General features: G+C 72.0%; 19 protein-coding genes. 7 read left to right on the forward strand and 12 right to left on the reverse strand.

What is annotated here, in order from left to right; all coding sequences use genetic code 11:
- Positions 1 to 18: 18 nt before the first annotated feature.
- Positions 19 to 1,005: an aldo/keto reductase gene (locus ABIA35_RS19310; RefSeq protein ID WP_370341325.1), complete on the forward strand. Its 987-nt coding sequence runs from the start codon at positions 19 to 21 to the stop codon at positions 1,003 to 1,005.
- 80 nt (positions 1,006 to 1,085) lie between these two features.
- On the opposite strand, the gene ABIA35_RS19315 is transcribed toward ABIA35_RS19310, so the two are convergent.
- On the reverse strand, positions 1,086 to 1,463 hold the full coding sequence (locus ABIA35_RS19315; protein ID WP_370341326.1) for a YciI family protein: 378 nt from the start codon (positions 1,461 to 1,463) through the stop codon (positions 1,086 to 1,088).
- Positions 1,460 to 2,617, reverse strand: coding sequence for a glycosyltransferase family 4 protein (locus tag ABIA35_RS19320; RefSeq protein ID WP_370358779.1), 1,158 nt, complete (start codon positions 2,615 to 2,617; stop codon positions 1,460 to 1,462). Before ABIA35_RS19320 ends, ABIA35_RS19315 begins: the two co-directional genes overlap by 4 nt.
- Before the next feature lie 140 nt (positions 2,618 to 2,757).
- Between ABIA35_RS19320 and ABIA35_RS19325 the strand changes: the two genes are divergently transcribed.
- Entirely contained in the window at positions 2,758 to 4,164 is a 1,407-nt protein-coding gene (locus ABIA35_RS19325) for a glycosyltransferase 87 family protein (protein ID WP_370358780.1), read from the forward strand.
- A gap of 1,292 nt (positions 4,165 to 5,456) precedes the next feature.
- Here the strand turns inward: ABIA35_RS19325 and ABIA35_RS19330 are convergent.
- The gene (locus tag ABIA35_RS19330; protein WP_370358781.1) at positions 5,457 to 6,704 is read right to left on the reverse strand and encodes a cytochrome P450; all 1,248 of its coding nucleotides are present in this window, start codon (positions 6,702 to 6,704) and stop codon (positions 5,457 to 5,459) included.
- Between the two features lie 100 nt (positions 6,705 to 6,804).
- On the opposite strand from ABIA35_RS19330, the gene ABIA35_RS19335 reads away from it, so the two are divergent.
- Both ABIA35_RS19335 and ABIA35_RS19340 read left to right on the forward strand, forming a co-directional pair.
- Complete coding sequence (locus ABIA35_RS19335; protein ID WP_370341330.1) at positions 6,805 to 7,407, forward strand: TetR/AcrR family transcriptional regulator; 603 nt, start codon at positions 6,805 to 6,807, stop codon at positions 7,405 to 7,407.
- 12 nt (positions 7,408 to 7,419) lie between these two features.
- Positions 7,420 to 8,295: a DUF4429 domain-containing protein gene (locus ABIA35_RS19340; RefSeq protein WP_370358782.1), complete on the forward strand. Its 876-nt coding sequence runs from the start codon at positions 7,420 to 7,422 to the stop codon at positions 8,293 to 8,295.
- Positions 8,296 to 8,347: 52 nt separating this feature from the next.
- Here the strand turns inward: ABIA35_RS19340 and ABIA35_RS19345 are convergent, their stop codons facing one another.
- Both ABIA35_RS19345 and ABIA35_RS19350 read right to left on the reverse strand, forming a co-directional pair.
- Positions 8,348 to 9,988 carry a protein kinase gene (locus ABIA35_RS19345; RefSeq protein WP_370358783.1) on the reverse strand — a complete coding sequence of 547 codons (1,641 nt, stop codon included), beginning with the start codon at positions 9,986 to 9,988 and terminating at the stop codon, positions 8,348 to 8,350.
- 109 nt (positions 9,989 to 10,097) lie between these two features.
- The gene (locus ABIA35_RS19350; RefSeq protein ID WP_370358784.1) at positions 10,098 to 11,033 is read right to left on the reverse strand and encodes an alpha/beta fold hydrolase; all 936 of its coding nucleotides are present in this window, start codon (positions 11,031 to 11,033) and stop codon (positions 10,098 to 10,100) included.
- Between the two features lie 66 nt (positions 11,034 to 11,099).
- On the opposite strand from ABIA35_RS19350, the gene ABIA35_RS19355 reads away from it, so the two are divergent.
- The gene (locus ABIA35_RS19355) at positions 11,100 to 11,651 is read left to right on the forward strand and encodes a helix-turn-helix domain-containing protein (protein WP_370358785.1); all 552 of its coding nucleotides are present in this window, start codon (positions 11,100 to 11,102) and stop codon (positions 11,649 to 11,651) included.
- Here ABIA35_RS19355 and ABIA35_RS19360 read toward each other — a convergent pair.
- Positions 11,644 to 12,537: a helix-turn-helix domain-containing protein gene (locus ABIA35_RS19360; protein ID WP_370358786.1), complete on the reverse strand. Its 894-nt coding sequence runs from the start codon at positions 12,535 to 12,537 to the stop codon at positions 11,644 to 11,646. The genes ABIA35_RS19355 and ABIA35_RS19360 overlap by 8 nt on opposite strands.
- A gap of 113 nt (positions 12,538 to 12,650) precedes the next feature.
- Between ABIA35_RS19360 and ABIA35_RS19365 the strand changes: the two genes are divergently transcribed.
- Positions 12,651 to 13,346, forward strand: coding sequence for an SDR family NAD(P)-dependent oxidoreductase (locus ABIA35_RS19365; protein ID WP_370358787.1), 696 nt, complete (start codon positions 12,651 to 12,653; stop codon positions 13,344 to 13,346).
- 22 nt (positions 13,347 to 13,368) lie between these two features.
- Here ABIA35_RS19365 and ABIA35_RS19370 read toward each other — a convergent pair whose 3' ends face one another.
- On the reverse strand, positions 13,369 to 13,755 hold the full coding sequence (locus tag ABIA35_RS19370; RefSeq protein ID WP_370358788.1) for a pyridoxamine 5'-phosphate oxidase family protein: 387 nt from the start codon (positions 13,753 to 13,755) through the stop codon (positions 13,369 to 13,371).
- Entirely contained in the window at positions 13,752 to 14,378 is a 627-nt protein-coding gene (locus tag ABIA35_RS19375; protein ID WP_370358789.1) for a dihydrofolate reductase family protein, read from the reverse strand. Before ABIA35_RS19375 ends, ABIA35_RS19370 begins: the two co-directional genes overlap by 4 nt.
- Before the next feature lie 134 nt (positions 14,379 to 14,512).
- Between ABIA35_RS19375 and ABIA35_RS19380 the strand changes: the two genes are divergently transcribed.
- Positions 14,513 to 14,989, forward strand: a complete 477-nt coding sequence (locus ABIA35_RS19380; RefSeq protein WP_370358790.1) for a winged helix-turn-helix transcriptional regulator — start codon at positions 14,513 to 14,515, stop codon at positions 14,987 to 14,989.
- Positions 14,990 to 15,038: 49 nt separating this feature from the next.
- On the opposite strand, the gene ABIA35_RS19385 is transcribed toward ABIA35_RS19380, so the two are convergent.
- From ABIA35_RS19385 to ABIA35_RS19400, 4 genes are all read right to left on the reverse strand, one after another.
- Positions 15,039 to 16,148 (reverse strand): hypothetical protein, encoded by a 1,110-nt coding sequence (locus ABIA35_RS19385; RefSeq protein WP_370358791.1) that lies wholly within the window; start codon positions 16,146 to 16,148, stop codon positions 15,039 to 15,041.
- 39 nt (positions 16,149 to 16,187) lie between these two features.
- Complete coding sequence (locus ABIA35_RS19390; protein WP_370358792.1) at positions 16,188 to 16,376, reverse strand: hypothetical protein; 189 nt, start codon at positions 16,374 to 16,376, stop codon at positions 16,188 to 16,190.
- Positions 16,377 to 16,540: 164 nt separating this feature from the next.
- A complete protein-coding gene (locus ABIA35_RS19395; protein ID WP_370341350.1) occupies positions 16,541 to 17,647 on the reverse strand; it encodes an NlpC/P60 family protein in 1,107 nt (368 codons plus the stop codon).
- Between the two features lie 161 nt (positions 17,648 to 17,808).
- Positions 17,809 to 19,134 (reverse strand): NYN domain-containing protein, encoded by a 1,326-nt coding sequence (locus ABIA35_RS19400; RefSeq protein WP_370341351.1) that lies wholly within the window; start codon positions 19,132 to 19,134, stop codon positions 17,809 to 17,811.
- Between the last annotated feature and the right edge of the window lie 50 nt (positions 19,135 to 19,184).

A 19,184-nucleotide genomic window follows, 5' to 3' on the forward strand; every position in this document is an offset into this window, starting at 1 on the left:
TAGAGAGGATTGAGTATTTTGCAGCAAGTCCGACTGGGCCGTACCGGCCTGAAAGTCTCGCGCCTGTGCCTGGGCATGATGAGCTACGGAAGCCCGCAGTCCCGGGCCTGGATCCTGCCCGAGGACTCGGCGCTCCCCTTGGTCGCCCGCGCCGTCGAGGCCGGGATCACGTATTTCGACACCGCCGACATGTACTCCGGCGGCGCCAGCGAGGAAGTGACCGGCCGCATCCTGCCGAAGCTGTTCGCCGACCGCGAGGACTACGTCCTGGCCACCAAGGTCTTCTTCCCGACCGGCACCGGCCCGAACGACGCCGGCCTGTCCCGCAAGCACATCATGGCCTCCATCGACGCCTCCCTGCGCCGCCTCGGCGCCGACTACGTGGACCTGTACCAGATCCACCGCTGGGACCGCGAGACCCCGATCGAGGAGACGATGGAGGCGCTGCACGACGTGGTGCGCGCCGGAAAGGCCCGCTACATCGGGGCGTCGAGCATGGCGGCGTGGCAGTTCGCCAAGGCGCAGCACACCGCGGACCTGAACGGCTGGACCCGCTTCGTCTCGATGCAGAACCACTACAACCTCGTCTACCGCGAGGAGGAGCGGGAGATGATCCCGCTGTGCCTGGACCAGGGCGTCGCGGTCCTGCCCTGGAGCCCGCTGGCGCGCGGCCTGCTCGCCGGCGCCCGCAGCCGCGCCGGGGACGCGACCACGACGCGCTCCACGAGCGACCCGTTCGCCTCAGAGCTCTACAACACCGGCGACTTCCCGGTCGTGGACGCGGTGGAGGCCATCGCCGCGGCGCGGAGCGTCCCGCCGGCGCAGGTGTCGCTGGCCTGGCTGCTGAGCCGGCCCGGCGTCACGGCACCGATCTTCGGGGCGACGAAGCCGCACCACATCGACGACGCGGTGGCCGCCCTGGCGATCGAGCTGACGGAGGAGGAGGTCGCCGCGATGGAGGCGCCTTATCGGCCGCGCGGGCCGGTGGTGCCGGACTACATCTGAGACCTGACTACATCTGAGAGAGGCTGGCCGGGCGTGGTGGGGGGGAAACCCGATGCGCCCGGCTTGCCGGTCCGGCGCCTTCAGCCCTCCGGATCCGCGCCCATCCCGAAGAAGTCGTGGATCGGCCGCACCTCGACCGCCACCACATGGAAGTCGAGCACCCGCGAAGCGATTTCCCGAGCCCGCTCAGCACTCTCACATTCGAGCACGTAGTAAGCCGTCAGGTGCTCGCCGGCCTCCGCGAACGGCCCTTCGGCGGCGGCCGGCTCGGCATCGGGCTGCCAGCGCAGCGTCGTGGTGTCCTTCGGGAACACCAGGCCCGCGCCGTTCAGCAGTTCGCCGGTCTGGCCCAGGTCCGTGTGCAGCGCCTCGTGGCGCGCGAAGACGTCGGCGCGCTGCTCCGGCGTCATCGCGGCGGTGGTGGCCGGGTCGGCGTACATCAGGACCATGAATTTCATGCCGCGACTTTAGCCGCGGGGTCCAACAGGCGGCGGAGGATCTCCGCGATGGAGTCCCACTGCCATTTCTCCTCGACCCAGGCGCGGCCGCGCTCGCCCATCGCCTTGGCCTTGGCCGGGTCTTTCAGCAGTTCGACGCAGCGCGCCGCTGTGCGCTCGATCGAGTCGCCGGGGACGACGTAGCCGGTCTCGCCCTCCAGGACCGCTTCCGGGGCGCCGCCGCTGTCGCCGGCGATCACCGGCAGACCTACTGCCGAGGCCTCCAGGTAAACGATGCCCAGGCCCTCCACGTCCAGGCCGTAGCGGCGAGTGCGGCACGGCATCGCGAAGACGTCGCCGACCGCGAACAAGGTCGGCAGCTTCTCCCACGGGACCGAGCCGGTGAAGACCACGTGCTCGGCCACGCCCTCGGAGACGGCCAGCTTCTGCAGCGTCTCCTTGTACGGCCCGCCGCTGCCGATCAGCAATGCCGCGCCGGGGACCTGCTGGCGGATCAGCGGCAGGGCCCTGATCAGAGTGTCCTGGCCCTTGCGGGGCACCAGGCGGGAGACGCACGCCACCACCGGGCGGCCGGCCAGGCCCAGGGCCGCGCGCATCTCGGCGGCGCCGGCCGGATTCGGGTGGAACATGTCGACATCCACGCCCGGCGTCAGCTGCACCATCCGGGCCGCGGCGGCCGGGGTCAGGGCCTTGGCGATGCGGGCCCGGTGGTACTCGTTGAGGTAGGTGACGCAGTCCACCTGGTCGGCGATCTTGCGCAGCAGGTCACGGGCGCCGGGAAGCTTGGCCCAGCCGGACTCGTGCCCGTGCGTCGTGGCCACCAGCCGCCGCACCCCGGCCTTGCGCAGCGCGGGCGCCATCAGGCCCAACGGCGCCGCGGCGCCGAACCACACCGACTCCGCGCCGATCTCCTTGGCGATCTCCACGGCCCGCTTGGTGCGGTCCGGGGTCGGGAGCAGCATGCCGGTCTTCTCGCGGATCACGCGGTGCTTCTGCTTGGCGTCGAACTCGCGGCAGCGCGCCGGGTCGCCGTGCCAGGAGGACGCGTAGACCACGGTCTGCTCGGCGGGCAGCCGCTCGACCATGTTCTGCACGAACTGCTGGATCCCGCCGGGCCGGGGCGGGTAGTCGTTGGTGACCACGAGAATCGTCAAAATAGCGCCTTCCAGCCCAGGTCACCCTGCAACAGCCCGATAACCCAACGGAGTTTATCCGGTACCGGCGCCCGCCTTTGACGCGCCGGGCCGAGCGGCGCGCGGGCACCGGTGCGCGGCCGATTAGGATGGCAGCCACCATGAGGATCGCCCGCCGTCAGCCCGTCGTCCCCTGGTACGCCGCCACCCGCGCGCTGATGCTCCTGCTGGCCCTGAACGTCCTGCCGTACTTCAACCGCGGCGCGGTCACCGGCGACGTCAGCACCTACCTCGGGTGGATCAACGGGCCGTTCGACCAGGGGAAGTACCCCGTCGACGATCAGATGTGGCAGTACCCGCCGGGCGCCGCCGCTCCCCTGCTGCTGCCGCACTGGCTGCCCGGCAGCTACTACGTGCTGTTCTTCCTGATGTGCCTGATCGCCGACATCGCGGTGTTCTGGATGCTGCTGCGGGCGGCGAAGCGCGCCGACCCGGACAAGTCTTCCCCGGCCGGCCCCTGGCTGTGGACCCTCGGCGTCGCCGCCATCGGGCCGATGGCCTACGGCCGCTACGACCTGGTGGTCACGGCCTTCGCCGTCGCCGCGCTGACCGTGACGCTGCGCTCCAAGCGCTCCACGGCCGTCGCGCGCGGCGTCCTGATCGGCTTCGGCGCGTTCCTCAAGCTCTGGCCCGCGGCCTTCCTGTTCGGCGCGCCCAAGCGCCGCAACGGCCGGCAGCTGGTCGGCGTCGCGGCGGCCACGGCCGTGGTGCCGACGCTGGCGCTGGAGCTGTTCTTCCCGGGCGTGTTGTCCTTCCTGACCAACCAGAAGACCCGCGGCATCCAGCTGGAGTCGGTGTTCGCCACGCCGTTCGTGGCCGGCCGGTGGTTCGGCTGGTCCGGAGGGGTCACGAACACGCACGGCGCCTACGAGTTCATCGGCCCGGGCGTGCCCCTGGCCGGCAAGGCGGCGTTGCTGTCGACCGCCGTCAGCTTCGCGGTCCTGCTGCTGATCCGGCGGCGCGCGGCCGTGCGCGGCGGCTTCCCGTTCCCGGCGATGCTGGCCGACGTCGGGTTCGCCGCGGTGCTGGTCGCCGTGGTCACCAGCCGCGTGCTCTCGCCGCAGTACCTGGTGTGGCTGCTCGGGGTGGCGGCCGTGTGCCTGACACGCCGCGAGACCCTGATGCGCGCCCCGGCCTGGCTGGTCCTGGCCGCGGTCTCGGTGACCCAGCTGATCTTCCCGCTCTTCTATCACACGCTGCGCCTCGGCCAGGTCTACTCCGGCATGATCCTGATCGGGCGCAACGCGGTGCTGGTCGTCGCGGCGGTGCTGGCGCTGCGCGCGCTGTGGCGCGCGACCGGCAAGGCGCTGGACGGCGCGCCGGCCCCGGCCTCAGGAGTGCTTTTTGGCGAGGATCGCGGTCACCGTGTGCGCCTCGTTCAGGACGAAGGCGCGCCACTTGGCGGTGAACTCGGCGGTGGTGGTGCCGAGCACGGTCCGGAAAGCGTGGTCGACGGGGTCGGCGGTCCCGGCCGGGGCGGTGCCGACCGCCTTGTAGAAGGCGACTAGCTTCGCCTGCCCGTACTTCTGGGCGATCAGCGCGCACGCCAGGTTGCTGATCTGGTACGTCCGCGACACCGAGTCCCCGGAGCCGGCGAAGTCGTCGGTGGCCGGCAGGTCCTTCGGGGTCCAGCCGCTCTGCGCGACCGCGTTCGCCAGTTCCTCGAACCGCCGGTCGACCGAGATCGACGAGCCGAGGTAGCCGCTGTAGTCGGCGGCCCCCTCCGAGAGCCACAGCGGCACCGCCGAGGTGGTCCAGGCACGGGTGGCGACGTGCGTGAGCTCGTGGTCGAAGAAGAACTGCCAGGCGTCCGGCGCCTCGCCGTCGAAGGCGTCCGGGTTGACCAGCACCCGGCTGGCCGGGGCCGCCGTCAGCGCCTGGCCGCCCTCGCCGGCGGTGATCGCGACGACGCCGGCCAGGCTTCCGGCGGGGCTGTCGAGCAGGGTCTCGACCTGGGCCTGGTTCATCGGGACCTCGACCACGACGGTCCCCTTCCAGCCCGCCGCGCCCCACACCGTCGCGGCCTTCGCGGCCGCGTGGTCGGCCAGGTCGGCGAACGGCTTGAGCCGCTCCTGGCCGCCGAGGCCGATGATCAGCGAGCGTGAGCCCTGGACCACCGAGACCGGGCCCTGGTCCCAGATTTGGGTGTCGGGATGAAGACCCGCGGCGGATCCGTCGCCGCCGGAGGAGATCAACCACTTCCCGCCGCGCTCGACGAACGTCAGGTACCGCGTGTCGGTCACCGGCCTGTAGTCCACGCCGGAGAGCTCGTAGGACTCGGTCACCTGGTACAGGTGCGGCACCCCGGCCCGCTTCGCCGTGCTCTGGTCGGCGGCCAGCGTCAGGCTCCAGGAGGCCAGCGGCAGCGCCGTGAGGTTGTCGAAGACCTGCGCGTCGGCACTCTTGTAGCCGCCGTCGGCGTCGGTGGCCAGGTAGGCGGCCTTGTCGTGGGCGGCGACGGCGGCGTCGCGGGCGGCCAGGGTGGCGGCCGCGGCGGCCCGGACCTGCGGCTCGGGCGGGGCGGCCTGCGCCGAGGACGTCATGGCGCAGCGCGCGACGACGACCGCGATGACCACGGCGAGCAGCGCGGCGCCGGCGCGCAGCCGTCCGCTGCCCCACCGGCCGTCGCCGAGCCACGCGCCGCCCAGCGGTCCGGCACCGGGACGGAACGCTGTCCCGTCCGGTCGCCGCAGCCTCGGTATGCCCGCCATAGCGGACCATGCTAAGCCTTGGCGACGACCGTCCCGCGCCGTCCGGAGCCGTCCGACCGTCCCGCGGGCAGCGACGCCCACCTGCTGCTCTAACCCACAGTCACCGGCAGCGTGTCCATTCCTCGGAGGTTGATCCGGCCGTTCCACACCGGCTCCCCGGCCAGCGCCAGGCCCGGGAACCGCGCGGCCAGCCGCTCGATCGCGACCCGGCCCTCCAGCCGGGCCAGCGCCGCGCCGAGGCAGTGGTGCGGGCCGCCGCCGAAGGCGACGTGGTTGCGGGCGTTGGACCGGTCCAGCCGCAGCTCCTCGGCGTCCGGGCCCCAGTAGGACTCGTCGCGGTTGGCCGAGGACAGGCCGGCGACCACGAACGCGCCCTTCGGGATCACCGTGCCCCGGACCTCGTACGGTTCCAGGATGACCCGCCGCGACAACTGCACCGGGCTGTCGTAGCGCAGCAGCTCCTCCACGGCGTTGGCGGCCGCCTCCGGCGTCTCCCGCAGCTTCTTCAGCTCGTCGGGGTGGGTCAGCAGGGCCAGCGTGCCGTTGCCGATGAGGTTGACGGTGGTCTCGTGGCCGGCCACGTACAGCAGCACGACCTGCGCGATGAGCTCCTCGTCGGAGAGCCGGTCGCCGTCCTGCTCGGCGGCGATGAGCGCGGTCAGCAGGTCCCCGCCCGGGCGCTCGCGCTTGTAGGCGATCAGGCCCCGGACGATGTCCTGCATCTCCAGCCGCGCGCTGTTGATCTCCATCAGGAGCTCCGGATCGCCGATCGGCTCCAGCGTGCGGACCAGCAGCCCGCTCAGGGCCCTGATCCGCGCGTGGTCGGCGTCGGGGATGCCGAGCATCCGGGATATCACCGCGAACGGGATCGGGAAGGCGAGCGTCCCGATCAGGTCCGCGGTCCCGTTCCCGCTCCCCTCCTCGGCCAGCCGGTCCAGAGCCGCGTCGACGAGTTCGGTGACGAACGGCTCCAGCGCGGCCACCGAGCGCGGCGTGAACACCTTGGACACCAGGCCGCGCAGCCGGGTGTGGTCCGGCGGGTCGCGGTCGAGCATCGACATGCCGTAGGCGTCGACGGTGTCCCCGGTCACCGGGGCGGCGGCCGCGATCATCGCGTCGGCCTGCAGCCGCGCCGTGCTGCCCTCCGCGGAGTTGCGGTAGTCGACGGAGTTCCCCGAACGCAGCAGCGCGGAGACGTCGTCGTGCCGGGACAGCATCCAGAAGCCGAAGGGGTGCGAGTGCACCGGCTCGACGGCCCGGAGCCGGCGGTAGGCCGGATACGGGTCGTCGCTGAACCCCGGCTCAAACGGGTTGAAGAGCGGTTCGAGATCGGTCATGCGGACTCACCTCGCCTCTCCCGAGTCCGGGCGGGCCTCGGGCGGCCCTTCGGATACTCAGTGTCGGAAACATACGCTGTGTATGTCGTATGCTCTGGGCATGTCCGGTGTCAAGAGCAGGCGCGAGCAGTACTCCGAAGCGACTCGCGCGGCCCTGCTGGCGGCCGCCGCGCGCCGCTTCGCCCAGCACGGCTTCGCCGGCACCGCCCTGGAGGACGTCGCGGCCGACATCCAGGCCACCCGCGGCGCGGTCTACCACCACTTCGCGAACAAGACCGCGCTGTTCCGCGCGGTACACGAACAGACCGAGGCCGAGATGCTCCAGCGGGTCGAGGCCGCCGCCGCGCTGCACGCCGACGACGTCCGCGCCGCCGCCGAAGCCGCGCTGAACGAGTTCCTGGAGTGCTGCTGCGAACCGGAGTACGGGCGCCTGGTCTGGCAGGAGGCGCCGATGGCGCTGGGCTGGTCGGAGTGGAAGGCCAGCGAGGAACAGTTCGCCTTCGGACTGATCGAGCGGACCATCAAGGCCCTGATCGACGCCGGGGCGCTGCCGCCGCTGCCGGCCCGCACCATGGCGCGCGCGGTGTTCCACCTGCTCGGCGCGGCCGGGATCGAGCTGGCGCTGACCCCGGAGGCGGACAAGGCCCGGGTGAAGGACGAGTACGCCCAGGTGCTGCGGTACATGCTCGGCGACAAGGCCTGATGTAATCGGGCCATGACCGAGCTCATCGGGAAGAACGGCACGTGGACCTTCGACGGCGCCGTGCTGCGCGTCGTCCCCGGCCACGAGAAGGACGTCGCGCGGCTCCGCTCGGCCCTCGGTGAGATCGCGGTACCGCTGGAGGCATTGGCCGGAATCGCTTTCGAAGCCGGCAAGAAGACCAAGAACGGCGCGGGCCGCATCCGTCTGCGCCTGCGCGCCGGCGCCGACCCCCTGCTCCAGGCCTGCGGCGGCCGCCTCGCCGACGAAGCCGATCCCTACCAACTGGAAGTCCCCGCCGAACGCGGCGGCGTCGCGGAGTACTTCGCCGACGAGGTACGCGACGCACTGAGCGTGGCGCAGATCCCCGCCGAGCCGGCCGACCGCTACCTGATCACCCCGCCACCGGTACCGATTTCGGCCAACGGACAAGACGGGACCGGCTCCTTCGACGGCGAAACCGTCCGCCTGGAGTGGGGCTGGCTGGCCGACGGGAAGAAGCGCACTGCCGGCAACCGCGCCTGGCCGCTGGCGGCACTGGAGGCCGTGGAGTGGCGGCCGGCGGTCGGGATGGACTGGGGCTGGATCCGCTTCCGGGTACGCGGCGACGCCGGAATCGTCTCGGCGAATCCCCGCCTGGACCCGAACTGCCTGGCCCTGTGGGGGACCAAGAAGGAGAGCGGGAACAGCGCGGTGCTTGCCGCCGCGATCGTCGGACGGATGGCGCACCCGAATGCGACCCCTGAGGCGCCCGCGACCGTCGCCGCAGCAGCCCCCGACCACGACGCGCTGCTGCGTCGGCTGCGGGAGCTGGGCGAGCTGCGCCGCGACGGGGTGCTGACCGACGAGGAGTTCGCTATGGCGAAGCAGGCTGTGCTGAGGCAGATGTAGGGGCGCTGAGCAGGTCTCACGCGCTCGGCTCGGCTCGGCTCGGCTCAGCGGCTCAGCAGCTCAGGGCGTTGCGGACATCGGCCGGCGCCCCTCTGACCACGCCCTCGCAGAGCGAGGTTCCGAGGTCGACCGCCTGCCAGCCGGCGCCGTCGTATTCGTACACGACCGAGGCGTTGCCGTAGGACGTTGAGGTGAAGCGGCCCGCGGCCCAGCCGTCGTCGCACTTCAGCACTGTGACCTTCGCGTCGGAGGGCATCGTGCCGCCGTTCTTCTGCTTGGCGAGGTCGTAGGCCTCCTTGTCGCCGAGGCAGCTCGGGCTCACCGAGGTCGGCGCCTCGGTCTTGGTGCCGGTGCTGGTGCCGGTACGGTCGCTGCCGGCGGTGCTGGAGTCGGCGGTCGAGGGCGCGGGGGCGGTCGTCGCGTCCGTCGAGTCCGTCCCGCCGGTCGCGTCCGTCTCGGAGGGGGCGAGCGAGGGCCCCGCCGAGTCCGAGGTGTCCGACTCCGAAGGACTCGCGACCGGCGCGGAGGCGGACACCGGCGGACTCGCGGCGGTCGGCGACCCGCCGGATCCGGTGGCGACCACGGCCGCCGCCGTCCCGCCGACGGCGAGCGCCGCCACGGCCAGGACCGCCGTCAGGGCGCGGCGCGGTCGGCGGTCGCGTCCGCCGCCCTGGCTCGCGGCGGTCAGATCTTCCGGGACCTGGGAGCCGAACGCCGTCGGGGGCTCGGGCGGCCGTGCGCCGGTGGTGGATATCGGATCCTCCGGCAGCATCGGCACCACCGCCACGTCCGGCGAGGCGCCGCCGTCGCGCAGTGCCTCGACGACGGCTCGGTCCTGCTCGGCGATCAGCGCGTGCACGGCCTCGGGCCAGGTGCGGGTCACCGCCGGCACGTCGCCTATGAGCGCCAGGACCTGCTCGGGCGTCGGACGGTCGGCGGGGTCCTTGGCCAGGCAGGCCGCGATGACCTCGCGCAGCTGCTCGGGCACCGCCCGCAGGTCCGGCTCGGCGTGGACCACGTTGTAGAGCGTGGCCGGGGTCGAGGCGCCCATGAACGGCTCGATGCCGGTGCACGCCATGTACACCACCGCGCCGAGGGAGAAGATGTCGCTGGCCGGGCTCAGGGCCTTGCTCTGGGCCTGCTCCGGCGACATGTAGCCGGGCGAGCCGACCAGATAGCCGGTGTGCGTCAGCTCGCTGGTGGTGCCGTCGGTCACGCGGGCCACGCCGAAGTCGATGACCCGCGGCCCGTCGGCGGCCAGCAGCACGTTGGAGGGCTTCAGGTCGCGGTGCACGAGCCCGACCGCGTGGATCTCGCCGAGCGCCGTGGCCAGCCCGGCGGCCAGCCGCGCGGCGTTCTCCGGCGGCAGCGGCCCGGCGGCCTCGATGGCCTGCCGCAGCGAGGGGCCGGGCACGAACACCGTCACCAGCCACGGGATCTCGGTCTCCACGTCGGCGTCGACCACCGGCGCGGTGTAGGCGCCGGACACCCGCCGCGAAGCGGCCACCTCGCGCCGGAACCGCTCCCGGAACCCGGGCTCCTCGACATGCTGGACGTGCACCAGCTTGAGCGCCACAAGCCGCCCGTCCGGCGCTCCGGCCAGGAAGACCCGCCCCATACCGCCCCGCCCGAGCTGGGCGAAGATCCGGTAGGGTCCGATCCGCCGCGGATCCGGCACCCCCAGTGGCTTCATAGACGCCCACCCTAAAGGGCATGCTTTCCCGGAGGGAAACGCCAGGGGGCAAATCCGGGATCGGGCATCGCGCGAACCTGGTGGTCGTCGGGCAAGACGTTGTTGAGGTTCACCCCATCAGATCGCCGACCGCTTCAACCACCGCGTCCGGCCGCTCCATCACCAGCGTCACGTGCCCGACCCCCTCGACGCGCCGGTTCTCACCCCGGGTGAAGGACGCGGCCAGCTCGTCGTACAGCCGCACCTTGCCGGCCGTCTCGGCGGCCAGCAGGTCCTCCGGCATGCCCGCCGAGACCGCGCGCTTGAACGCGTCGACATCCATCGCGGTCAGGACGATCGTGGGAACGTCCGGGACGGCGTCCGCGACAGCGCGCATCTCCTCGCCGAGCGCCTTGACGTTCGAGGCCTCCTGGAGGCCGACGCGCAGCCAGGCTGGGTGGACGTGGTTGGCGGCCAGCGGATCGCGGACCTCGGCCGGGAAGTCCGCCATGGCGTCCCGGAACAGGCCCCGATAGAAGTCCCTGATCTGTATATATTCTTCGGAAACCCGCGGGATCTCATCGGGCACGACACTGTCCGGGTCGAAGGCGTCCCAGAGGTCGGTCAGCTCCTTGGGCATGTACTTCCGGAAGTCCTCGTGGCCGGGCTCGACCAGGACCAGGGCCGAGACCCGGTCGGGGTGGCGGGCCGCGAAGTAGCGCGCGTACAGGCCGCCGAGCGAGTGGCCGACCAGGATGCAGGGCCCGGTGACCCCCGACGCATGCAGCAGTCCCTCCAACTCGTCGGTGACCTCGCGCAGGCTGCGCGGCAGCTCCACGTCGCGGTCGCTCCAGCCGGTCCCGCCGCGGTCGTAGCCCACGACGGTCGCGAACTGGGCGATCCCCTCCTGTACGCGCCACATGTCCAGGCCCACCGAGCCGCCGCCGGGCAGCAGCACTACGGTCACCTCCCCCGAACCGCTGCGGTACGTCTGCAAACCGTGGCCGTGCACTTCGCAGCGCCGGCCGAGCGGCGCGGGCAGCTCGGTGTCATCCGGACCGGTCATCGTGGGCTCCCCTCGTTCTGCATTCCCAACTATGGGAACGGTACCAGATATGGAACCATGCAGCCCGTGGACACGCTCACGCTCCTCCTGCACCCCGTCCGGCTCCGCATCGTGCACGCCATGGCCGGCGGTCGGACCCGCACCACGGCCGAGCTGTGCGAGCAGCTGGCCGACGTCCCGAAGACGACGGTGTACCGCCACGTCGGCCTGCTCGCCGACGGCGGCGTCCTGGACGTGGTCGGCGAACAGCGCGTCCACGGCGCCGTCGAACGCCGCTACCGCATGCGCGACACCCGGGCCCGCATCAGCGCCGAGGACGCCGCCGGAATGAGCGTCGAGGACCACCGCCGGTCCTTCGCCGCCGCCGTCGCCGCCCTGCTCGCGGCGTTCAACGGCTACCTCGACGGCGACGGCGCCGACCCCACCGCCGACTCGGTCGGCTATCGCCAGATCCCGTTGTGGCTCAGCCCTGCAGAGCTCGCGGAGATGGTCGAAGAGCTGCGGGCCGGCATCGTCTCGCGCGCCGGGAACGAGCCGGCGCCGGATCGCAGCCTGTATCTGCTCAGCCCGATCTTCTTCCCGATCGAGAAGGCCGCGGGCGCCGGTCCCGTCAGCTGATCGGCACGTCGGCGGGCGCGGCGGCGCCCGCGATCACCGCGAGCCGCAGCTTGGTCTCGTCCTCGCTGCCCGGCGCCGCGGTCATGACGACGATCTTCAGCTCGGTGTCGCCGTCCCCGAGGACATCGCAGTTCACCGTGACCGCGCCGACCGAGGGATGCTCGATCCGCTTGTGGTCCTCGCGATGCGCGCCCACCACGCCGGCGGCCCACAGCTCGGCGAAGCGCGCGTTGCCGGCTTCCAGGTCGGCGATCAGGGCGGCCAGGCGGGGATCCTTCGGGAACCTCCCCGTCGCGCGCCGCAGATCGGCGACGACAGCGTGCTCCACGCCGTCGGGATCCGATTCGATCACCGGCCAGTGCGCGAGCCGCGCGGACTCCGCTCCGGCACCGGCACCGGCGGCCACCGGGAACTTGCCGCGCGCGAAGTTCCGCAAGCGCGGCGATACCTCCGCGGGATCGCCCAGCAGCGCGGCCCAGCCGCGATTCCACCAGACCAGCTCCCAGTCGGCGGCGAACACCGCGACCGCCGTGTCCCCGAGGCGGCTGAGCACCCGGTGCACGCCGGGCGGGATGTGGTCGCTGATCATGCCGTCCGCCGGCGCTACCAGGCGGGCCAGGCGGTACAGGTGGTCGCGTTCGGCGACCGTCAGTTGCAGCGCCCGGGCCAGCGCGGCGACCACCGGGGCCGAGGGCGTCGTGGCCCGGCCCTGCTCGAGCCGGACCAGATAGTCCACCGACACGCCGGCCAGGTCGGCGAGCTCCTCGCGCCGCAGGCCCGCGGCCCGCCGCGCCCGCCCCGAGGGCAGCGCCACCGCCGACGGCGGCAGCCGGTCCCGCCAGATGCGGATCGTCGCGCCGAGGTCGGCCGCCGGTGGAATGCTCACGGTTACATCCTCGCTCGCCACCGCAGCGTGCGGCAGGTCCAAGGGTGGTACCGCTGTTCCTACCGTTGAGGCGATCCTGGCCGACGCCTCACCCCGGGGCAGACCATGAAGCCATGGCAATCATCTTCATCACCGGAGCCAACAAGGGACTCGGCCACGAGGCCGCCCGGCGCCTCATCGGCCTCGGACACACGGTGCTGCTCGGGGCACGCGACGCGGAGCGGGGCCGGCAGGCCGCCGACGCGCTCGGCGCGCGCTTCGTCCGGATCGACGTGACCGACGACGCCTCGGTCACCGCCGCCGCCGCGGATGTCGCCGCCCGCGAGGGCCGGATCGACGTGCTGGTCAACAATGCCGGGATCAACCACCGGAACAGCGACCCGGAGACCATCACCGGCGCCGACGCGCTGCGGGTGTTCGACACGAACGTGGCCGGCGTTGTGCGCGTGACGTCGGCGTTCCTGCCGCTGCTCCGCAAGGCCGAGGACCCGGCGATCGTCAACGTCAGCAGCGGCATGGGATCCCTGGCCTTCACCCACGACCCGGACCGGGTCGAGTCCACGGCGATCGCGCCGCTCTACGCCGCCTCCAAGAGCGCTCTGACGATGCTCACCACGATGTACGCGAAGGCGCTGCCCGACATCCGCGTCAACGCCGCCGACCCCGGCTACACGGCGACCGATCTGAACAGACACCACGGGACGCAGACGGTCGCCGAGGGGACGGACGCGATCGTCGCGCTGGCCACTGAAGGGCCGGGCGCGGGCTCGGGGCGGTTCGTGGACCGCGAGGGCGACATCGGTTGGTGAGCCGCGCCGGGCTGAGCCGGGCTCAGCCGACCCCCACGGTCTGCTTGTCCGGCTCGATGAGCAGCACGACCCGGTCCATGCTCCGGTCGTAGGGCTGACCGATGTACTTCATCGCGATCGGGTCGATGATCTCCCAGGCCGCGTCGCCCTCGATCCACTCCACGACGCGGCCGCGGATCGCGACCGGCACGTTGGGCGCGTCGACCGGGGTGAAGGAGAGGGCGACGCGGGGATCGCGGCGCATGTTGCGGGCCTTGGGGCTGTCCGGGCCGGTGAGGATCGCGATGCGGTCGCCGTGCGGGGCGGCCCAGATGGTGACGGAGTGCGGGGCGCCGTCGGGCAGGATCGTCGCCAGGTGCACGAGCGGGGCGGCGTCCAGGATGCGGCGGATTTCCGGGTCGAGCGTCATTTCTGCACCTCGTATCGCAAGTGGGTGACGCCGGGAGCCGGGACGGCCTCGACGAGGGTCAGCCGGATGTGCTGCGGCAGCTCCTGGAAGAAGGGGCGGCCGCCGCCGAGCAGCACCGGCACCTGGTGCAGGATCAGCTCGTCGACCAGGCCTTCCTTGAGCGCCGCGGTCACCACGCCGCCGCCCATCAGGCCGATGTCCTTGCCGCTCTTGCCGTCCTTGCTGTCCTTGCCGTCCTTGCCGCCGGCCAGTTCCCGGGCGGCGGCGATCGCGTCGGCGACGCCGGTCGTGACCAGCCGCTGGCGGTCGGAGACGTCGGCCGGACGGTGGCTGAGCAGGACCAGCGGCGCGTTCGGGTGCGGGCTGCCGCCGCCGAAGTGCTCGGAGTCCTCGAAGGTGTTGCGGCCGACGACGACGGCGCCCACCCGGGCTGCGGTCTCGTCGAAGACCCGAGCGCTGGCCTGGCTCAGGCGGAAGCCGTCGAACTCGCGGCTCGGCGTGTCGCCGGAGAAGTACCAGTCGAAGAGCATCCCGCCGTCGCCGAGGCCGTGACCGGGCCCGGCGCCGCGTCCGGTGATGTATCCGTCGACCGACACCGCGAGGGCGCTGAAGACCTTGCCCATCGTTCGCTTCCCTTCTGGTGGTACTGAAGTTCGGGAGTTCTGGGGTTCTGGAGTTCCTTCAGGAAACCCTGTCCTGATGTGAACCGTAGCACCTTCGGGTTCCCCGAGGGAACCCCAAGGGCTAAAGTGGGCGCATGCAGCGCACGAACTTCAGCGACCTGGCCGCGTGCTCGATCGCCCGCACACTGGACGTGATCGGGGAGCCCTGGTCCCCGTTGATCCTGCGGGACGTGTGGGTCGGACTCCGGCGCTTCGACCAGATCCAGGGCGACCTCGGCATCTCCCGCAAGGTGCTGACCGAACGCCTGAACCACCTGGTGGAAGAGGGGGTTCTGGAGCGGCGGCCGTACGACCAGCGGCCCCGGTACGAGTACCACCTGACGCAGAAGGGGGCCGAACTGGTCGACCTGCTGATGGTGATGACGGCCTGGGGCGACCGGTGGCTGGCCGGCGAGGCGGGACCGCCGGTGCTGCTCCGGCACCACGCGTGCGGGGAGATCAGCTCGGTGGACTTGCGGTGCGCGCACTGCGGGGAGCCGATGCACGCGGGGGACGTCGATCCCCTGCCGGGGCCGGGGGCGAGCGCCCCGGCGACCGAACCCGCCGCGTGAAAGTCGGTGCGCGACGACGGGCTGACGGCACGGTCGCACCAGCGCGGGTTTAGCAGCGTCCTGCCTTGCGCCGAAAGATCCGGAACCCGCGCCGCCCCTCAGCCACGGCCACGGGCACGGGCACGGGAACATCCTCGGGCCTGTCGATCCCGCTGATGAAGTACAGCAGGCGCACATCGCGCGGCGGCAGAACAGCGTCGGCCTTCGGCAGATGCGCGGCCAGAATGTCTCTGGGCTGCCCGGCAGGTTTGGTGTAGAGCTGCTGCTGCGTCGCGGCGACGAGGCTTGTACGGGCACGGCGCGCCAGGGTTTCGTCCGCGTCGTCCAGCAGCATCACGTTCACCGCCAGGCGCCAGGCGCTGTCTCGTGAGGTCAGCAGGCGCCAGGCGGCGATGCGGGTGGGGGCGGGGCGGTCCGGGGCGAGCAGGGTGAGCAGACGATCCGCGTCCACGGCCGCGCCCCGGTGCAGGATCACCTGGTGGGCCAGGCGGCGCAGCTCGACGTCCGCGCTGGCCAGCAGGCGCTCGACCACGGGGCCGGCCGAATCGGCGGCCAGTCGCTCGGTGACCACATCGGCCGACCACCGGCCGTCGTGACGCCCCGCCAGCAACAAAGCCATCGGCGCCGCCGCCGCCAACACCGCGCCGTCCGGATCCGCGGCCAGGAGCGCGCCGATCGCCTCACGAGCCCGTTCGCGCACCTGCGGCACCCAGTCGCCCGCGCGCAGAACGAGAACCGGCACCGCCGCCAACGACGCAGACGAAGACGAAGACAAACACGCAGACGCAGACGCGGCCAGCAGCCCGACAGCCCGCTCCCGAACCCGGCCGTCGGCGAACAGCGCCTTCACCACCAGAGCCGGAACCGGATCCCCGTCCTCAACCCGGGTCGGCACACGCGAGCCCTCCCAGGAAAACCAGTCCCGCGCACGCTCCAGAAAAAGCCAGAACCTCGGCTCAACACCCGCCAGCACGGCCTCGACCTCAGCCAGCGACTCCGGATCCACATCCGCATCCGCCGTGATCCCCATCAGCAAGCGCGCGGCAGCATCGGCATCGACCTTCTTGCCCGACAAGGCACGCCGAACGGCCTTGCGCACCGCCACCGGCAGCACTGGCGGCACCGGCAGCGGGCCGGCCACGTTGAGCTGCTGATTCATCCGAACAGTGTGGGCCACCGCCGAGCGGACCCAAACCGATTATCGCGTCGGCGAGTCGGTGAACCAGCCCTCAGCAAGATCAGCGGTTCCACGCCGGAATGCCAGCAGCCCACTGATGAACACCGCCGGCGGGCAGTAGCCGTGATCACGCACGTAGTGCCCGATCAGTGTGGGCGCCGCGAAGACCGCCCCATCACCCGCAGGAACCCGGATCTCAGCCTTGCCCATCGGGGCAGTCCCTTGTCGATCGCGTCCGAGACCGAGCCCGTAGCGAACCCGCTTCCTTCGACCGAACCGCCCGCGATCCCGAGCCAGCCGACGTTCAGCCGCACCATGGTCGGCTGCCCTGCTTATACGTGTACGTGCTCAGGCCTTCGAAGTACGCCAACCCCTCAAACCCGCACCACCATGTTCACCGGCATCGACATCAAAGGCGCGTACCGCACCCGCGTCCCCGGATGCGGAGCGTGAATGATCTTCCCATCCCCCACGTACATCCCGATGTGGCTTCGCCCCGCGTAGTAGATCACCAGGTCGCCCGGCTGGATCTGCGACAGGGGGACCTGCTGGCCGGCCTGGGCCTGCTCCGACGAGGTGCGCGGCAGCTCCACGCCGGCCTGGCGCCAGACCTGCTGGATCAGGCCGCTGCAGTCGAAGGCGTCGGGGCCTTCCGCGCCGAAGACGTAGGGCTTGCCGAGGTCGGCGATGGCGGCGTCGATCGCGGCGCGGGCCCGGTCGGTGGGGGCGGTGACCTGGTTCAGGCGGGCGACCAGGGTGGGGTCGACCTGCTGGCCGGCGAAGGGGTCGGCGGGGTCCTGGCCCAGGTCGGCCTGGATCGTGGTGGCTCGTTGGGGGGCTGACAGGGTGTTGAGGAGGGACTGCGCCTTGTGGAGCTGGTCCGTGACCGCTTTGCGGGAGTCGGCTGCCGCGTCGCGGGTCTGGTTCAGTTCGGCGAGCTGGTCGGCTGCCGCGCGCTGGAGTTGGATGATCTGGCGGCGCTCCTCGACGACTTCGGCGACCTTGCGGCCCTGCTCCTCCGACAGGCGGGTGGCCATGGCCTCGTTGCCGAGGAAGGTCTCGGGGTGGTCGGCCAGCATCAGGGCCAGGCGTTGGTCGACGCCGCCGGCGCGGTACTGGCCGGCGGCGATGGCGCCGACGGTTGCCCGCTGGTGCTCGTAGTCGGTCTGCATGTCCTGCAGGGAGGACTGCGAGCGCTGCAGGGCCAGGCTCAGGCGGGCCTCCTGCTCCTGGGCCGCGTCGAAGGTCTGGGTCAGCTGGTCGGCCTGGCGGTACAGCGCCGCGATCTGGGCCTTCACCGTGGTGCGGTCGCCGTCCGCGGAGCCTGTGCCGGGGCCCGCCGCCGGGGCGGCGGCCGCGGTGCCGACCACCCCCGCGGCGGCCGCCACGGCGGTCAGGGCGGCGGCTGCGACGGTGCGGCCCCTGGCCGGCAGGGTCGATCCGCGGTGACGCTTCGATCGCTTCGTACTGTGATGCGCCATTCTGTGATGACCTCCACATCAGGGCACGCCGGAACATACCGGCAGAACAGCGCACGAACCTAAACCCAGCGGACACATATGGGCAAGGATCAACCACTCAAATAGGTGAGCGGATCAGAGATAAGACATCTGGGATCAATGAGACAGAGAAGGCTTGAACCTCAAGACCGCGCCATCCGGTTCAGCAGCATCGAAGCCGGTACCGGCCGCGCTCCCGACCGCCGCACCCCCTCGGCCACCTCCCGGTCCGAGGACACCACCACCACCGGCCGTCCGGCCGGCTCGGCGGCCACCAGCCGCCGGATCAGCTCGTCGGCGATCTCCCCGGGCGCGGAGAACAGCACCCGCACACCCCGCGGCTGCGTCAGCCGTACCGGCCCGTCCAGCGCGGCCCCGTCGAAGACGCACGTCACCTCGGCGCCGGTCCGCGCGGCCAGCGCCGCCAGCCCGCCGACCAGCCGCACCCGCTGCTCGGCCAGCGACAGCGTCGGGTAGCCCGTCTTGGTGACGTTGTAGCCGTCCACCACCAGGTGCACCATCGGCAGCGCCAGGTACTGGTCCAGCAGAGCCGGATCGTCCTTGGCCCGCCCCTGCACCGACATGTCCGAGGGCGCGACAGAGTCCGGAGACGCCGCCCCCACCGTGTCCGCCGGCCTCGTCTCGGTCGGCGGCAGCGCCAGCTCCCGCTCCAGCCCCTTCACCGCGCCGGTCACCGTGTCCAGTAACAGCCGCAGCCGCATGTCCCCCTCAGAGCGCCCCGAACGGGCCGAACGGCGTGCGGTGTCCAAGGCCGTCTCCGCGGCCGTCAGACGCGTCCGCAGACGCCGTAGTTCGGCCTCTGAGGCCGACGCGGCTGCCGCCGCCGCCGACCGCTCGGCCTCCAGCGCCGTCTCGGCGCTCCGCGCCGCCGCCTGCGCCCGCCGCATGTCGGCCTCCAGCTGCCGCACCTTGCGGCGCAGCTGGTCGCCCTCGCGGCGGGCCTCCTCCTGCGCGACGCGCAGGCCGTCGGCCGACGTGCGCGCCGTGTCGCGCAGCTCCGCGACCTCCGCGCTGAGCCGCGCGACCTCGCTCTCGGCAGCCTCGCCGGCGGCCACGCGGGCGCCCTGCGTCACCGCCTCCAGGGCGTCCTTGACGATCCCGGTCCAGCCGTGCGGACGCAGCACATAAGCGACCGCCGCGACCTCGTGCGGGTCAGCGGCGGCCGGTACCACCCCGGCGTACAGGGAGTCGGACAGGTCCGGGGATGCTTCGCGCACCCGTTCGGCCACCCGGGCGCGGAACGCCCCGTCGCCCTCCAGCGACGCCGCCATGGGGATGGCCGCGGCTTTGGCCCGTTTGGCGGGGGCGAACTTGGCGAACGGGCGCAGCGGGGCCGGGATCTCCGCGGCCGGCATCCGGCCCAGCACCTCGGAGGCGATCTCCACGACGCGCTGGCGCACCGAGTCGGGAAGCGTGATGGTGAGACGTTCACCCTCCGGTGAGCTCACGTCGCTCGCCCCACTCCCTCGCCTCGCCGGAGACTCCTCCGGACATCGTT

This window comes from Catenulispora sp. MAP12-49, from assembly GCF_041262705.1.
Classification (GTDB): Bacteria; Actinomycetota; Actinomycetes; order Streptomycetales; family Catenulisporaceae; genus Catenulispora.

Excerpts from the sequence above, each read along its gene's own strand:
- ABIA35_RS19315 (WP_370341326.1), bottom strand. The coding sequence starts at position 1,463 with ATGAAATTCATGGTCCTGATGTACGCCGACCCGGCCACCACCGCCGCG.
- ABIA35_RS19325 (WP_370358780.1), top strand. The coding sequence starts at position 2,758 with ATGAGGATCGCCCGCCGTCAGCCCGTCGTCCCCTGGTACGCCGCCACC.
- ABIA35_RS19330 (WP_370358781.1), bottom strand. The coding sequence starts at position 6,704 with ATGACCGATCTCGAACCGCTCTTCAACCCGTTTGAGCCGGGGTTCAGC.
- ABIA35_RS19335 (WP_370341330.1), top strand. The coding sequence starts at position 6,805 with ATGTCCGGTGTCAAGAGCAGGCGCGAGCAGTACTCCGAAGCGACTCGC.
- ABIA35_RS19340 (WP_370358782.1), top strand. The coding sequence starts at position 7,420 with ATGACCGAGCTCATCGGGAAGAACGGCACGTGGACCTTCGACGGCGCC.
- ABIA35_RS19345 (WP_370358783.1), bottom strand. The coding sequence starts at position 9,988 with ATGAAGCCACTGGGGGTGCCGGATCCGCGGCGGATCGGACCCTACCGG.
- ABIA35_RS19350 (WP_370358784.1), bottom strand. The coding sequence starts at position 11,033 with ATGACCGGTCCGGATGACACCGAGCTGCCCGCGCCGCTCGGCCGGCGC.
- ABIA35_RS19365 (WP_370358787.1), top strand. The coding sequence starts at position 12,651 with ATGGCAATCATCTTCATCACCGGAGCCAACAAGGGACTCGGCCACGAG.
- ABIA35_RS19370 (WP_370358788.1), bottom strand. The coding sequence starts at position 13,755 with ATGACGCTCGACCCGGAAATCCGCCGCATCCTGGACGCCGCCCCGCTC.
- ABIA35_RS19375 (WP_370358789.1), bottom strand. The coding sequence starts at position 14,378 with ATGGGCAAGGTCTTCAGCGCCCTCGCGGTGTCGGTCGACGGATACATC.
- ABIA35_RS19380 (WP_370358790.1), top strand. The coding sequence starts at position 14,513 with ATGCAGCGCACGAACTTCAGCGACCTGGCCGCGTGCTCGATCGCCCGC.
- ABIA35_RS19385 (WP_370358791.1), bottom strand. The coding sequence starts at position 16,148 with ATGAATCAGCAGCTCAACGTGGCCGGCCCGCTGCCGGTGCCGCCAGTG.
- ABIA35_RS19390 (WP_370358792.1), bottom strand. The coding sequence starts at position 16,376 with ATGGGCAAGGCTGAGATCCGGGTTCCTGCGGGTGATGGGGCGGTCTTC.
- ABIA35_RS19395 (WP_370341350.1), bottom strand. The coding sequence starts at position 17,647 with ATGGCGCATCACAGTACGAAGCGATCGAAGCGTCACCGCGGATCGACC.